At 43.4% G+C, this 16,001-nt stretch carries 13 protein-coding genes; 5 read left to right on the forward strand and 8 right to left on the reverse strand.

The annotated features are described in order from the left end of the window. Positions 1 to 116: 116 nt before the first annotated feature. On the forward strand, positions 117 to 1,064 hold the full coding sequence (locus tag U5K72_03450; GenBank protein ID MDZ7717861.1) for a mechanosensitive ion channel: 948 nt from the start codon (positions 117 to 119) through the stop codon (positions 1,062 to 1,064). Here the strand turns inward: U5K72_03450 and U5K72_03455 are convergent. After that, entirely contained in the window at positions 1,042 to 1,671 is a 630-nt protein-coding gene (locus U5K72_03455; protein ID MDZ7717862.1) for an SOS response-associated peptidase family protein, read from the reverse strand. The genes U5K72_03450 and U5K72_03455 overlap by 23 nt on opposite strands. A 799-nt stretch (positions 1,672 to 2,470) precedes the next feature. On the opposite strand from U5K72_03455, the gene U5K72_03460 reads away from it, so the two are divergent. Further along, the gene (locus U5K72_03460) at positions 2,471 to 3,850 is read left to right on the forward strand and encodes a DEAD/DEAH box helicase (protein MDZ7717863.1); all 1,380 of its coding nucleotides are present in this window, start codon (positions 2,471 to 2,473) and stop codon (positions 3,848 to 3,850) included. Here U5K72_03460 and U5K72_03465 read toward each other — a convergent pair. Continuing rightward, entirely contained in the window at positions 3,847 to 5,340 is a 1,494-nt protein-coding gene (locus U5K72_03465; GenBank protein ID MDZ7717864.1) for a sodium/proline symporter, read from the reverse strand. The genes U5K72_03460 and U5K72_03465 overlap by 4 nt on opposite strands. Before the next feature lie 330 nt (positions 5,341 to 5,670). On the opposite strand from U5K72_03465, the gene dnaN reads away from it, so the two are divergent. The 3 genes from dnaN (at position 5,671) to U5K72_03480 (ending at position 8,757) form a co-directional block, all read left to right on the forward strand. Continuing rightward, positions 5,671 to 6,786 carry a DNA polymerase III subunit beta gene (gene dnaN / locus U5K72_03470; protein ID MDZ7717865.1) on the forward strand — a complete coding sequence of 372 codons (1,116 nt, stop codon included), beginning with the start codon at positions 5,671 to 5,673 and terminating at the stop codon, positions 6,784 to 6,786. Between the two features lie 8 nt (positions 6,787 to 6,794). Beyond that, positions 6,795 to 7,583, forward strand: a complete 789-nt coding sequence (locus U5K72_03475) for an SAM-dependent chlorinase/fluorinase (GenBank protein ID MDZ7717866.1) — start codon at positions 6,795 to 6,797, stop codon at positions 7,581 to 7,583. Positions 7,584 to 7,953: 370 nt separating this feature from the next. After that, on the forward strand, positions 7,954 to 8,757 hold the full coding sequence (locus tag U5K72_03480; protein MDZ7717867.1) for a class I SAM-dependent methyltransferase: 804 nt from the start codon (positions 7,954 to 7,956) through the stop codon (positions 8,755 to 8,757). A 390-nt stretch (positions 8,758 to 9,147) separates the two neighbouring features. Here U5K72_03480 and argS read toward each other — a convergent pair whose 3' ends face one another. The 6 genes from argS to U5K72_03510 form a co-directional block, all read right to left on the reverse strand. Next, entirely contained in the window at positions 9,148 to 10,782 is a 1,635-nt protein-coding gene (gene argS / locus U5K72_03485) for an arginine--tRNA ligase (GenBank protein ID MDZ7717868.1), read from the reverse strand. Between the two features lie 239 nt (positions 10,783 to 11,021). Continuing rightward, the gene (locus U5K72_03490) at positions 11,022 to 11,585 is read right to left on the reverse strand and encodes a hypothetical protein (GenBank protein MDZ7717869.1); all 564 of its coding nucleotides are present in this window, start codon (positions 11,583 to 11,585) and stop codon (positions 11,022 to 11,024) included. A 114-nt stretch (positions 11,586 to 11,699) separates the two neighbouring features. Continuing rightward, positions 11,700 to 12,632, reverse strand: a complete 933-nt coding sequence (locus U5K72_03495) for a DUF4340 domain-containing protein (protein MDZ7717870.1) — start codon at positions 12,630 to 12,632, stop codon at positions 11,700 to 11,702. A 2-nt stretch (positions 12,633 to 12,634) separates the two neighbouring features. After that, entirely contained in the window at positions 12,635 to 14,218 is a 1,584-nt protein-coding gene (locus tag U5K72_03500; GenBank protein ID MDZ7717871.1) for a Gldg family protein, read from the reverse strand. Beyond that, the gene (locus U5K72_03505) at positions 14,215 to 14,940 is read right to left on the reverse strand and encodes an ABC transporter permease subunit (protein ID MDZ7717872.1); all 726 of its coding nucleotides are present in this window, start codon (positions 14,938 to 14,940) and stop codon (positions 14,215 to 14,217) included. The genes U5K72_03500 and U5K72_03505 overlap by 4 nt, the downstream gene beginning before the upstream one ends. Continuing rightward, positions 14,937 to 15,872, reverse strand: coding sequence for an ATP-binding cassette domain-containing protein (locus tag U5K72_03510; protein MDZ7717873.1), 936 nt, complete (start codon positions 15,870 to 15,872; stop codon positions 14,937 to 14,939). Before U5K72_03510 ends, U5K72_03505 begins: the two co-directional genes overlap by 4 nt. Positions 15,873 to 16,001: the final 129 nt, after the last annotated feature.

Consider the following 16,001-nt stretch of genomic DNA (forward strand, 5'->3'; position numbering starts at 1 on the left):
AGTTTGTTGCAAAGAGTGTAAAAATATCACTATTTATACTTTTAACAAAGTGGTAAAGATATAACAAATTGGAACCCTTTTAATTGTTCTGAATTGGTACAGATTAGTGAAATAAAATGAACGAGGAAACAACTCAATCCATTCAAGACATTTTATCGAATATCTATCTGGATTTCGGCAATCTCATTGAGTCAGTATTCATTATTCTGGTTTTGATAGCCATTCGGTTTATTGTTATTCGAATTGTGCGTCGGCAAACTGACGACGATTCAATTCGATATAAGTGGCGCAAGAATTTAACCTACTTCTTAAGTTTTCTTGGGTTTCTGCTGATCGGCCGGATCTGGTTCCAGGGGATGGCTTCTGTAGCCACGTTTTTGGGATTGCTCTCAGCAGGTTTGGCCATTGCCCTGCGAGACCCGGTAACAGATATGGCGGGATGGCTCTTTTTGATTTGGCGAAAACCATTTGTGGTGGGAGATCGGATCGAAATTGGCGACCGTAAAGGAGACGTGATTGATATTCGATTCTTCAAATTTACGATCCTGGAAATTGGGAATTGGACCAAATCCGATCAAAGTACCGGCCGTGTAATTCATATTCCAAATCATTACATACTGCAAAATTCTGTAGCCAACTACACCAGCGATTTCAATTTTATTTGGAATGAAATTGAGATTGTAGTGACATTTGAAAGCAACTGGAGAAAAGCGAAAGAGATACTCACTGAGATTGTAAACAGCCACTCTGAAGACTATGTAGCTGATGCCGAGCAGCAGATTCGACGAGCCAAAAAATCATACTTGATACAGTACAAAAACCTGACTCCGATCGTCTATACCGAGGTTGTGGAAGTAGGGGTGAAACTCACAATTCGCCATCTGTCGCATGCAAGAAGACGCCGCGGACTCAACCAACTGATTTGGGAGGATATTCTGGACAAGCTATTGGCTGAGCCGGATATTGATTTTGCATATAATACACTGCGTATCTATCAAAACCAGATTGAGGGTAAGCCGGATCTTCAGCCTAAATCTTCATCTACTTCGGAATCGGCTGAATGATCTCCGCACTGTTGTTCGTAGGGTCATTCACTTTTTTACTTACACGAAGCACAGAAAGGTCGGTAAGCATAAACAGATTATCCGCCTCTTCAAGAAGTTCAGAAATATCCATACCTACGTCGAGCCACTGAAGAGCCGTCGGGCGATCGAACATTAAAGGCATTCGGGGAGACATTGGCTGAACAAGGGTGTTGGCTTCGGTAGTAATGAGACTCACAAACGGTTCATCGTCGTCGTAATATAGTCCAGCTACCGACATTACAGCATTATTCAACAACCGGACGAAAAAGGGATGATTTTTTTCCTGGTCATCTTTCCAGACAAAAAAACCACTAAGCGATATAATAGATCGCTTAACATTATCTTTTTTAAGTTCCTCAAGAACCTTCTCTTTTTTTACAGTGGTTTGTTCTGCCCGGCTTGCCCCCATCTTTCCCCAACGAATTCGATTAATATCGGGCTCTCCTTCATTCAGAGAGATAACCGGAAGTTGATGACCCGGAGAGAGATTGTAGTGAGGTTCAAACAATGCCTCTTTATTTGTTTCTATATTGTAATACTCTTCAACCTCTTCTTTGGATGCAAAAAATGCGACTCTTTTAGCCATTGTGTATCAGTTTTTACGGTGTTCTTATTAGTAAGAGTATACAAAATTTTTGTGTTCGGGAATGATCTGTAACAACACCAATTTTTTCAGGTTAAATAGTGTCTTCGCGCGCCTTGAATTTGACGTTTTCTTAGGACACTATGAGTTTTCTTACAAGCACTAATTAAGAAGTCTATGCTATTTTGTATATACAATTATGGGTGTTCAATAATTCCGTTTAACAGGTTGAACTCATATCATTTTACAAAAAAAGAGTTTAGTAAAACAAAGAGTTTCAAAAAATGAGTTGGAATGCATTCTTCTGAGATTTATTTTCAGAGAGCAGCAGTGGCCGGCTTAAAATAAGTTGGTGGCAAGTTTAGTTTAATCGCAGTAGTAAAGGCGATACCTTGTTAAAAAATATAGCAGGCACAATTGGTAATTTATAGAAATTGTGGGCTGTTTCTGTAGTGATGGTTATAAGATGCAGATGTAATATGCGTTTATAAACCTATAGATTGACGCGTTTACCGGTTAACCAAAAAAGTGTCACGTTTTCTTAAAGAAAATTTAACCGGTAAACGCATTGCATACGTTTATTTGAAGGCTGATAGAAGAGTATTTTTACGAATGTCGGTGAGTTATTCACCTGTTATTGTGATGTGATTTAAGATGAATATTGTCTGACAATGTATGTTTTTGGGCATTTCTTGAAATCCAGGTTGATCGTAGTGAATACTCTTATTTGATCATCAGTCGTTGGGCAGGTTTGCTGCCGTTTGTTAATTGAAATGTTGATCAAAATTGAAGAGGTACCACATTGTCGTTTAATCAATTTCGACTGAGTTCTGATATCTTGAAGGGGTTGAATGATGTAAAACTTGAAAGCCCCTCATCTTTACAAAAGAAAATATTCAAAGCAGTACAAGAGAAGAAAGATCTTGTCATAAATACAACAAAAGAGGAGAGCCCGGAGGTAGGCTATCTGATTTCCTTATTAAATGAGATAGCGAAATCAGAACGCAGGCAGGGTACTCGTGCTATTGTTGTAACAGCCGATAAAGAACGGGCCAAAACGCTTGATGAATGGATCTGGGCGATCGGTTATCATGCATCTATAGAGAGTGCATGTATAACAGATGATGGTGACCCTGATGAGCAGCTCGATGCTTTGATGAAGGGGCCTGTTGTGGTTGTTGCCACACCGGAGCGCCTTACCAATGTTCTTGAAAAGGGACGCATGATTTTTCGTGAAGTTCAGCAGTTAATCATTGACCAGGCCGAATTAATTGACGATTGGGATTCAATTGAAGCAATCTCAAACCGCGTTATTGGGAACTGCCAGCGAATCTTCACTGCAGCTAAAGACAGCAAAGAACTGCGCGAAGCTGAAAAGCAGATGCTCAATGATCCTGAACTGGTAACACTTGCCAAGAAAAAGTCATCTGCGCCGAAGGCAGCTTCAAACGGGCAAGAAGAACCAAAAATTACAAAAGATCTTACGCAGTACTACATCAATGTTCCACCGCGATCTAAGATCTCTACACTGATGGCTCACCTCGATAAACACAAGCCTGATTCTGACTCGGCCGTAATTTTTACAGCTTCACGTAAAACGGCAGACAGGCTCTACAAAATTCTTCGAAAGAGTAATAAGCGGGCTGTCAGTATCCACGACAAGACCGATAAAGATACATTTAATGAGCGGTTTGGACGATTTAAATCCGGAAATGTTCAGCATTTGATTGTTGGGCAGATGTCTGCCGGTGACATTCCGATCGAACACACTTCACAGGTAATCAATTATGATGTACCGGAAGATGTAAACGAATACAAATTACGAGCCGAGCTTATAGGAGATGGAAAAGCAACGAGAATCATCAGTCTTGTATCCAAACAAGATCGGAGTGATATTAAAACGATTTGCAAATCACTTGGATATGCACCCGAGGAAGTACCTTTACCAAAAAGTGTAAAGGACAAACTTTCGTCTCGCGGAAAATCGAAATCCAAAAACAAACGGGGCGGACATGGAAAAGGTCGCGGAGGATCAAAAAAGAAAAAGAAACGATCGGCACGAAAACTCCACGAACTGCCCAAGCCCACGTTCGATCAGCTTGAGGGCGGGCGAACCGGTAAGAAGAAGAAAAAGAAAGAGAAGAAGGGGTTTATCGGATTTCTGAAGAACCTGTTTGATTAGGAATCCTGCATATCTTCAAATGCCTGTTCTACTTTTGGAGCGGGTTCTGTAAAAAGACTGACGATCCACGTTGCGAAGAGTGCTGCAGTAAATCCCGGGATGAGCTCATATAAGGAGTCTTTCAACACAGGTATGTAATACCAGCCAATGGTTACGAGCGTCCCTGAAATCATTCCGGCAAAGATTCCCGCCCGGGTGGTGCCTTTCCAGTAGAGAGCCAGGATAGACGTTGGCCCGATGGCTGCTCCCAATCCGGCCCAGGCAAATAGCACAAGCCAAAAAACAAGTTCCTCAGCAAGAAATCCAAACAGTAATGAAAGTACGACTAATAGAAAAACAATGGATCGGCTGTAAAGCACAAGGCGTTTCTGCGGAATGATTTCGTTCTTTTTGATAATTTTATCGTACAGATCCCGTACCACACTTGAAGCGGCTACAAGTAACTGCGAATCGGCGGTAGACATGATGGCAGCAAATATAGATGCCAGTACAATTCCAAAAAGAACGGGATGGAGATGTTGCTGAGCTAAAAACGGGAAGAGATTTTCGGTATCGCTGGCGGGAAGCATCTCAACTTCAGGGAAAAATACACGTCCGGCTAAACCGATGAAAACCGCACCCCAGGCCATAAATACATTCCAAACAGTTCCGATAATGGCGGCAAAGCGAAGCTGCCTGGAATCATCGATCGACATGTAACGCGCCAGGATATGAGGATTTCCGGGCGAACCCAATCCAATTCCTAAAAAACCAATAGCTGCACCGGCTGAAATGGCAAATGGATCAACATATGCAATATCCAATGCAGATAGTTGTATGAGCAACTGTGAGAGTCCGCCGGTATCGTAAATCGCTATAACCGGGAGTGCAACCAATGCAAAGATCATAAGGATGGCCTGGAGCATATCAGTGAGGCTTACAGCAAGAAATCCGCCAACAATTGTATATGCAAGTACTATAACGGCTGTAATGAAAATACCGGTATTTTGTTCTAACCCAAATCCGGAGGCGAAGGCTTTACCGCCGGCCACAAACTGAGCAGAGACGTAGCCGATCATAAAAAGAAGAAATATGACAACGATCGTGATGCGCAGATATCCATTTCGATCATCAAATCGTTCCGCAAAAAAATCGGGTACAGTAATGCAGTTTCTCTTTTCAGTAAAATTGCGCAGCCTGCGCGCATAGTAGAGAAAAAGAAATAGCTCAACAATAATATAGCCAACGACTGCCCAGATAGCCGAAGGGCCCCGGGAATATGCCATTCCGGTTACGCCAAGCAGAAGCCATGCACTTCGTCCCGATACAACAGCTGATAATGCTACAACGAATCGATTCATTTTCCTGCCGCCAATAAAATATTCGCTGATTCCTTTCGATGAGAAACGTGAGGAGTAGATTCCGATTCCTATCAAAAGAAGCAGGTAACCGGCAAATGCTGCAATGGCGTAGGGATCGAGTGCAATGGACAGAGACTGAGTTTCATCCATTGTGTTGAGATCTTTTATTTGCAAGGATCAATGCAACTGCAATAATCAAAACAGGCAGGACAAACATCACAAGGTAAAATGAATTCATAAACCATCTGCTGTTATACAATTCAACATAAATCTAATGAAAGCCGATTGATATAAAAAGGAGCCACGTTTATCGACTGCTGAATCTGTTAAAATCAGATGTTTGATGGTTGCAGGAAGAGACAGGATTTGTTAGTATAGTCTGAATAGAAACGGTTCCTGAAACATGCATGAATTATTGAGAATCGGGGACAAAAAGTGATATTTTCCATACCTGACTTTAAAAACTGACCAGATAAAAGTATGAAATTTAATGTATCAAGTAACGATCTGAATGAGGGACTCTCAGCAGTAATCGGAGCGGTTCCGACAAAAGCTACTCTCCCAATCCTCGAAACTATTTTGTTTGAAAGTGAAGATGGCCGATTGAAATTAACGGCTACCGATCTTGAGATCTCAATTATTGAATATATTGATGCAGATATTGAAGAGGATGGATCAGTTGCGATTCCGGCAAAGCGATTGCAGGAAACATTGCGTCAGCTTCCAAATATCCCGGTATTTTTTGAGGTAGATGAAGACCATAACGTTGAGTTTAAAACGGATAAAGGAAAATATAAATTGGTTGGAGAAGAGGCCGATGAATTTCCTGAAATTCCAAATATGGACGGTGGTACGAATCTTTCCACAGAGACTAAGCTTCTGCAAAATGCAATTGGAAAAACAATGTTTGCCGTTTCTACGGATGATCTCCGCCCCGCGATGATGGGAGTATTTTTTGATATCGGGGAAGAGGAAACAAAATTTGTGGCTACAGACGGCCATCGGCTGGTAAAATATGTGAACAGGAATTTTACTTCAGATACACCACTCTCTTTTATTGTACCGGATAAAGCATTGAATCTCATCTCAAAAGCGCTGGATGATAGTACAACGGATCTGACAATCTCCGATGATCATGCACAATTTAAGAGCGGTAGCACGATTGTTATTACAAGATTAATTAATGAGCAGTATCCCAATTACGAATCAGTCATTCCGAGAGATAATGACAAGAACTTGCTAATCGATAAAAACCAGATGCTGGCTACGGTTCGAAGGGTATCGGTTTTCTCAAGCAGCACTACGCGTCAGATCAGGCTTCAGCTACATAATGATAAAATTACTATTCGCGCAGAAGACCTGGATATGAGCAGCGAAGCGAAAGAAACAATTTCGTGTGATTATAGTTTTGATGAGATGGAAATTGGATTTAACGCAAAATACCTGGGTGACGTGCTGAGCAACGTTGACGGTGATGAAGCCAAATTTGAACTCTCTACTCCCAACCGCGCGGGTATTGTAAAACCGGCCGAGGAAGAAGAGGGCGAACAGATGCTGATGCTCGTGATGCCGGTGATGCTTAACAGCTACGCATAAACTCTGCAATGTCTCCCATAATTACACTTACAACCGACTTTGGAAACCAGGATCATTACGTAAGTGTAATGAAAGCGGTTATTCTGGATATTATACCGGATGTTCGCTTTATCGACATTTCCCATGAAATTCCACCACAGGATGTGATGGCCGGAGCCTGGGTGGTTCGCAACTCTGCACCCTATTTCCCGCCGGGAACCGTTCATCTTGTTGTCGTTGATCCGGGAGTGGGTACGGATCGTGCGCCTGTTGCTATCAAAATTAAAGATCAGCTATTTGTAGGCCCTGATAATGGAATATTTTCGCTGATTGGTGAAGAGTTTGGCTATGAAGCTGTTAAACTTGAAAACATAAAGTACTGGCGTCAAGATCAATCCTCCACATTTCACGGGCGTGATATTTTTGCCCCGGTGGCAGCACATATTGCAAACGGCGTTTCGCTTGATGAGTTAGGAGATCCTTTAGAAAAACTGGTAACCTATCGGTGGGCTATTCCCATTTCCGATAAAGACGGTATCCAGGGCTGGATTGTGCATATTGACCGGTTTGGGAATCTGGTTTCTAATATTCCCTCCTCTTTGATTAAAGAAACCATTGGCGATTCCCGCCTCAAAATCTACGTCGGCAATACTATTCTTGATGAGATTGTGCCCACCTTCGGAGCTGTGCCTGATGGTGAACCGGCAGCATACATTGGCAGTTCAGATAAACTGGAAATTGCCATCAACAAAGGAAATGCAAAACAGATGCTTGGTGTTGAGAAAGGTGCGCAAATATCGATCGTGGTTCAAAAATAAGATAAGACATTGTATTTTTCTTGCAATTGAGTGATCTATAAACAGGTATTAATATTTTACCAATCTGAGATTGTGAGTTAGCTCGAAAAAATACAATGTCTCCCAAACTGGCACAAGTGACGCTTCGCTTAACACTTGCGCCAGGCGGGGTTCAGAAATGAAGTAAGACATTGTAATTTTCTTACTAAGATAGCGCAAGCGTCCCGCTTGTGCTTGTTATAACGTTTATTGAGCACGAGCGAGACGCTCGCGCTATTAAGTTTGAGAGTGTGATGTGCCAAGAAAATACAATGTCTCAGAAAGTCCACTCCGTAACTATAGAACGTTGTTTGCGTATCGAAAAAAAGTGTTCAACCAATCTAATTGATGCATGAAATTTGAAGTTCGTTCTCCGCTTTACGATCAGGAATCTATAGGAATCCCCTCAGAAGTAGAAAACCTGTCTAAACCGTTTAATGGTACGGTCTGTTCAAGAAAGGGTGATGAATATACCATCAAGAACAATATTGTTGATCTGCTCCCAAAAGAGAAAGAATATACCCTTGCACAGAGCACGAATCACTGGAGTATCACAGCGTCTGTATATGAAGATTTGTGGCGGGTTCGATCTCTGTCGCTACTCACCGGCGAACAATTTCCCATTGAAAAGGAGAAAAAACTCCTGAATGAGTGGTTGAACCCTCAACCCGGAAAAACATATTTAGATGTGGGCTGTTCCACTGCGATGTACGCAAGAGCGTTGAAAAAAGCAGAGCCTGAGAGCCGTCTTGTAGCAATTGATTTTGCAGATGCAATGCTTGAAGAAGCCCGGCTGAAAGCTGAAGCCAATCAAACAGATCTGCTGCTCATACGGGCTGATGCACGCGAGATGCCCTTCTTTGCAAAAACATTTGACGGAATAGCAATGGGAGGTACACTTAATGAACTGGGGGATGAGTTAAAGGTACTGTTTGAGTGCCGCCGGGTTTTGAAAGATGAAGGAATCCTGTTTATGATGCATCTTATCAAATCGGAGACATGGTACGGATGGCTGTTCCAAAACTCTGCCGAGTGGAGCGGGCTAAAATTCTGGACGGTGGATGAGAGCAACGAATTGTTTAAACGCTCCGGTTTTAAAGTAGAAGATCAGTTTATCAAAGGGATTGTTTGTTTTACGAAATTGAAAACGGTTTAATAAGAACCTGGCAGAGTACTGAATCGAGAACCTGGCAGAGCGCTGAGCGGAGCGAAGTTCCTGCAAGAGTTCGGATTCACGCCTCCAATTCACCGCTTTAGATAACACTTTGCAACTCCTGGCAGAGTTCGACTATTTTTTTAAAAGGCCTCACATCTGGTGCAAGTTTGTAACTTGTACCAAAACTATTTTGCACAAATTACAAACTTGCGCGAGTAAAGCACCGGCACTCTTGCAGGTTGCTGAATGGAGAACCTGAAAGAGCACTGAGCAGAGCGAAGTTCCTTTCAGAGTTTGGGTTTCGATCTCAAAACGCAATCAAGTCTCAATCAGGTCTTGCAACTCTGCCAGGAATCCGAAAGGCGCGGATGCTCTGGCAGGTTGCTTGAATCACATCCGATCCGGTGCATCAATACCCAGGATTCCAAGTCCGTTTGCCAGCACTGTTGCCGTGGCTTTTGCCAACATCGTTCGGGCCTGCATGAGCTCGTCCTCCTCACCGATAATTCTGCAATCGTGGTAGAAAGATGTAAATGCAGAGGCAAGCTCATTCAGATACGTAATCAACCGGTGCGGTTCACGATGCTGGGCTGCCAGTGAGATCGCTTCGGGAAAGGCGATCAGTTTTTTGATGAGTGTGGTTTCTGATTCATGAGTGAGAACAGAGAGATCAATATCATCGTTGAATTTTGAGATCTCATCAATTTTTCGAAGGATTGATTGAATGCGTGCGTGTGCATATTGCAGGTAGAAGACGGGATTTTTTTCACCGGTTTCTTTCGCCGTTGTGATGTCGAATTCAAGATGAGTATTCGGGGATCTCATCAAAAAGAAAAAGCGGGTTACGTCTTCTCCCACTTCGTCCATTAATTCGTCGAGAGTAACAAAGTTGGCTTTCCGTGTACTCATCTTAAAAGGTTTGCCTTCTTTAACTAATGTGACAAACTGGTATACAAGCACTTCTACTTTCTCTTTATCATATCCCAAAACCTCGATCCCGCTCAGTACATCAGGGTACGTATCGATATGATCGGCTCCGAATACATCAATGCACAGATCAAATTTGCGATCGAGTTTGTTGGCGTGATAGGCAATATCCGGTAATCGGTAGGTGGGCTCACCGCTGCTTTTGATTAAAACCGTATCCTGGTCTTTCCCGAATTCAGTTGTTTTAAACCAAACGGCGCCGTCTTTATCGTACGCCAGATCTTTCTGTCGAAAGGTTTCAACTACCTCATCAATCGAGCCGTCTTCATAAAGCGTGTGCTCATTGAAGAAAGAATCCATCTCGATATTCATCCGCTTGAGCGTACTCTGAATCTCTTCGAAAATGACCGATTCTGCTTTTTCTTTAAATACGGTTTCAGTTTCTTCCTCAGCCAGTTGATCGGCATGTTCTTGAACAAGCTGTTTGGCAATATCTTTGATGTATTCCCCTTCATAACCACCTTCGGGAAATTCAGAATCTTCTCCAATCTCTTCCAGGTATCGGGCTTGAACACTCAGGCCCAGCATTCGCATCTGTCGGCCGGCATTGTTAAAATAGTACTCACGCTGTACATCCGCACCGGTCCATTCCAGAAGCCTGGAAACCGTATCTCCAAGAACAGCATTTCGACCGTGGCCCACTGTTAATGGTCCCGTTGGGTTTGCACTTACAAATTCCACCAGGCACTCAACTCCCATATTGTCACTCGTTTTTCCAAATTCAGAACCGGATTTCAGAATTTCGCCAAGCTCATCATACAGGTAATCCTCAGCAAAACGGAAATTGATAAATCCGGGGCCGGCGATCTCTACTGCTTTAATTTTTTTGGGATCGGATTCAAGGTGATCAATCAACTCTTCGGCTATTGCACGTGGATTTTTTTTGAGGATTTTGGGCAGAACCATCGCCACATTTGTAGCCGCATCCCCATGAGATGGATCTTTCGGCGTCTCAATCTTGATGTCGGGAACTTGATCTTCAGGCAAACCGAGCTTCAACAGTGCCTGCCTTATAATTTTTTGTAAATAGGTTTCCATGAATGGAAGAAAAAATGTTTGATTGTAAGTTAGATTCTCTGTTTAACAAGAGGGTAAATATACAGGTTTCGCAGGCTCATTTCTTGGGGATTCTTTATCTCCAGTTTAAGACCCACCCTAAATCCCTCCCTATGGCGAAAAGCACGCCACAAGGAGGGACTTTTAGTGTTCATTTTATAACAACTCCCCTTCCTTGTTTCGCATCTTTTGGCGGAATAGGGAAGGGGCTGGGGGAAGGGTTAAAAAAGCGTAGGCTGATCATCACCTGAAGAAGCCGTTTTTCGTGCAAAGGATGGATCAGTATGAAACAATTCAAGCATTTCCGGGGTGAAGCGTCTTCCGTACGCTCTTCGGCAAACTCCCTGCAGCGCCTTCTCCCCGTTGGATGTAATGGAGAGATACCCGTGTTCATCTTCGTGAATAAAACCAAACTGACGGATGTCGTTTACAATCAGGTAAGCCAGTTTTGCGGTTACGCCGATATTTTTTTCAACGAATTCACGATGGGGCGGCTCATCCTCTGTGGCAACGAGAATTCCAAGCAGGTTGAGTTCAGCTTCTGTGAGTGGATAGCCTTCGGAGTGTTTGGTGAGGAGGCTATCCCACGCGGCCTGGCTGTAATAGAGGCCAAACCACCATTTGGCATTTTTCAGAAGTTTATGAGTGACCGCACAGGCCAGGTATTTTCCGGGAGCGGCATGGCGGGGCTCACCCCGGTCGCGATACATGCTAACCATCGTAGCAAGATCCAGCTCTTGCAGGTTTGGCGGATATTTGAATATGAACTCGGATTTTTTTTGCATGATGCACTCCTCAGCCTTCTCTCAAGTTTACAAAAAATTGGCGGGGTTTGTTTAATAAATTAGTGAGAAGGCAAATCACAAAAGTGAAAAGTAAATGCAGTTCAAACCAGATTGCTACTCCTTCAAATAATCATCCCGCCCTGTCAGAACCGCCTGATTCCAGGTGCGTTTGGCGAGAAAGAATGCATAGGGATATCCGCTGGCGGATACTTTGTAGAAGGGGCCCGGTTTCGAATCTACAGCGGGGAAAAAAGCAAGCGATTTTGTTTCTCCGTTATCAAGTAAAAACTCCACGGTATATTGAGCTTCAGGCATGAAATGGTTTGCACCTTCATCGGGGAAACCGGCCGCTTCAAGGTTAGCCAGCATATTGGAGAGGGTGGATGTCTTTTGTTTATCCAACGAGTCGGACCCGGCAAACCATGTTTCATTTTCTCTCCGGATTGTAAATGAGCTGTCTGCCGGATAGGTAAACCGGATTTCTGTGATAGAACGCTCCGGAACATTCCAAACTGTAAGATCCCGCCAGTAATTAAAATTGGATTGAATGGACGATCGCCTCAACCCATTGACCAAAAAAACCTGGTTGTCTCCGGTAAGCCGTACATAAATATCTCCCGAGCTTCCGGGAAATTGCGATGAGCTGGCGATGAGCTGATCCAATTGTTGATCGTCCCGGTAAAGGGTGATTGTAGCGCTGGTACTGTCCACCCGGTAACGGGTGTGTTTAGCGGGGTCTCGTGTGACGAGTGCCTCTACCTCCATATTCTGGAACTCACGGAGAGCGGTTTTAATTTTTTGAGAATCCGCTTCGAACGTTTCATTATTGGCCCTAATCTGCCATGCCCCATTACTTTTTGAGAGCTCTACAAAAGCGGTATCGGCTGGGTGATCGATTGTAATTCGGTTAACCTGCGATGCTTCGGTTTCAACCAGATCGCCTTTAAAAATTTCACTTTCCCCGCTGCCGCTTAAAAATACCTGTAACAGAAGAAGAACCAGCGCGAAAGCAAATATCAAAGAAAGTGTTTTAGTTGCGTTTGTCATTGTTATACTCCCTCCTCCTTCCATTTCTGTCTTCTTGATTGAGCTGTTCGATATCGATAGAAACCGTAACCAATCACCAGGAATATGGGTAATAACACATTTAAATATTTCAAAAATGTTTTGGTCTGATCTGTAATCTGTGCCAGCGGCCTGCTGGTAACTGCTTTGGTTCTCAACTCCATCAGGCCGGATGCATCGGCCAGGTAATCCACCGCATTTATAAAAATATTGATGTTATCTTCCGGCATGTTTTGCTGCTGCTGTCCGGTTCCGTTGATTACAAAATCACCATCACCAAAAACTACAATTGATGTAGGACTGCTTGATGTGAGATTGGCTTGTATGGAATCATCATCTGCAAAAGCAGACGTGAACGTTCCCTCAATTAAAGCAGCAACGGGCAAATATGAGGCTTGGAAATCTTCAGCTGTAAACTGTTGCTGCGGACTCAGGTTTAAAAATTGCCGGGTTGTATCTGCCCTTTCAGAGCTTCGCGCAAGAACCGATAAGGTTTGATTTGTATCTGCCAGGGTAACATCGAGTGTAGAAACAAATGGAAAGAGTACAGACTCAATGCCCTGGCTAATCGGGTGATCTCCAAAGTTCGGAATCATCGGGATATATGGATAACGTACATTATTTACAACATTAAACCCTCTATCCCGGCTTTGAACCTGGATCTGGGCACTGCTAACATCCCTCAACAGATTTGCCTGAACCGGAATGTTGTAGGTGTTAAGGAGGCGGCTTAGTCCCGTGCCAATGGGTGATCCGATACCGCCCGCTTGCAGATTGGCATTTACTTTATTGATGGCAAAAACAGCCTTGCCGCCGCTCATAATATATTGATCAATCGCCAGCAGTTCCGAATCGGTCAGCATCTCTTCCGGCCCCACAATCATGAGCACTTCAATATCCGGTGGAACTCCGTTCGAATCTACATTATTCAGATCCACAACCTGGTAAAGTTGCTGTAGCTGATTCATGGTTTGTGTCATTGCTGCTTGGGTGGGCTCGCCGTGTCCCTGTAAAAACCCGATTTTGGGTTTACTTTCTCCAATCAGCTTCTGAATGATCAGAGCAATTTCATATTCAAGAGAGGTGTTGGGCTGAACCGCGGGTAAAGTTTCCTGTCGATTTTCATATTGAAAAACAGCACCCAGGTACGCCCTTCTTTGCGAGACTTGATCCCGTTCGCGAACATTCACCAGTAACGGTTGGATACCGGCCTGTTGAGCTTCCGCTTCGGTTTGATCGTTCTCGTTCGGGTTTACGAATCTATACTCAAGATTGCCACCGGAATAAGCTCTAAACTCATCCAGGAAGCTTCGGAATTCGTCTTTTACCAGGTCGAGGTTGGGGGGCAGATCTTCAGAAAAGTAAGCGGTAACAGTAATGGGATCTCCAATCTGTTCGGCAATTTGTTCACTGGCGGATGACAGTGTATAACGGTTGTCTTCCGTCAGATCAGCCCGCCAGATTAATTGATTTGCAAGAATACAAAGTACAATGGCTGTACCGATGATCAGGGCTGTTTGAATCAACCCCTCTTCTCTATTAATTAGAAAGCCTTCAAACAATGTCATCTCCACATCCTCTGTTTTAGTGAAACTGTTGACAATACAAAACCAACCACGATCAGCGAAACCATATAGGTAACACTTTCAAGTGTGACAACACCACGGGTAAGTGTTGAATAATGGTATTGCAGATCCATAAACTCAGCTATGCCTGAAAGAAACGGCGGCAGTACAGACGCTGAAATTCCGAATAGAATATGGAAGAAAACACCGATAAAGAGACTGAGGATCAGTGCAACAATTTGGTTCTTCGTCATACTGGATGCAAAAATTCCCACACTGGTGTAAACACCGCTTATGAGAATCAAAGCAAAATAACCGGCGAAAGTTGCTCCGTGGTCGATATTTCCAAGATTGGCTACGGTGATGTAGTAAGGAATTGTAAACAGGAGAGAGATAATTACCAGCAACCAGGAAGCCAGCCATTTACCGATTACAATTTGAAAATCGGTAACAGGTTTTGTGGCGAGTAGTTCCAGTGTGCCGGATCGTCGTTCCTCAGCCAGCATACGCATGGTAATGGCCGGGATGAAAAAGAAGAGTGTCCAAAAAGCAATTCCAAAAAAAGTATTGAGAGAAGCCTGTCCTACAAAAAACAGATCTCCCGAACCGCCAAGCCAGGTAAAAAACCCGCTTACCGCCAGGAATACAATCAAAATAATATAGGCCGTAAGTGAGTTAAAAAATGCGTTCACTTCCCGTTTGCAAATCGTCCAGATATGGCTCATACTCCCTCCGATTGAACAGTTAATTGTCGGAAAACATCTTCAAGGCTGGATTCTAATGGAGTCATCTGAAGCAATATCCATCCCTTTTCTACACAGAGCTGAAAAATCTCTTCCCTGGAATCCATATTGCCTTTCGTATCCACATGCCAGGTATCGTTTTCACCTTCATCAGCTGGTGCAACTTGTGCAACCGATTCTAAATTCAGAAGAGCTTCCTGAACGCCCTCGCCCTTCACTTGTAAGACCAATCGGTTTACGGCTGTTGAACGCGCTTTTAACTCTTCGGTTGATCCGTCAGCGACCAATTTTCCTTTGTTAATGATCAAAATGCGATCGCAGGTTGCTTCTACTTCTTTGAGAATATGCGAGCTGAGCATTACGGTTTTTTGCCTGCCAATCTCTTTAATCAGCGAACGGATCTCTACAATCTGATTGGGATCGAGTCCCGTGGTTGGCTCATCAAGAATTAAAACTTCAGGATCGTGGATGAGTGCCTGGGCTAAACCCACCCGTTGCCGGAATCCTTTGGAAAGTTCATTAATATCTTTGTGGCACTCCGGGCCTAATCCGCAGATATCCACCATCTGTTTGATGCGCCCGGGAATTTCCTGCTCGGGTACGTTTTGCAGTGAGGCCGACAGATGCAGGTAATCCACAATATTCATGTCGGTGTAGAGCGGATTATTCTCGGGAAGATACCCGATTCGGCGCCTCACTTCTTCGGAATGTTTTTTGGTCTCAAAACCGTCTAACTGAACAGATCCTTTGGTAGGGCTGATAAAGCACGAAATAATTTTCATAGTAGTGCTTTTACCTGCACCATTGGGACCCAGAAAACCCAGAATTTCACCGGTTTTCACCTGGAAAGAGATGTTGTCTACTGCATTTTGAGAACCGTAGGATTTAGTAAGATTCTCAACGGTTATACCCATGTTGTAATCTGTTTATTAATTTTTATGAATATGACCCATCAACAAACGCGAAAAATCTAAAAAGTATTATTTTTCAAATCAACCGTTGATGGACTTTTCAGTGCATAGTTTTTGTAAAAAAACTCATAA

The organism is Balneolaceae bacterium, assembly GCA_034521495.1.
GTDB lineage: Bacteria > Bacteroidota > Rhodothermia > Balneolales > Balneolaceae > Rhodohalobacter.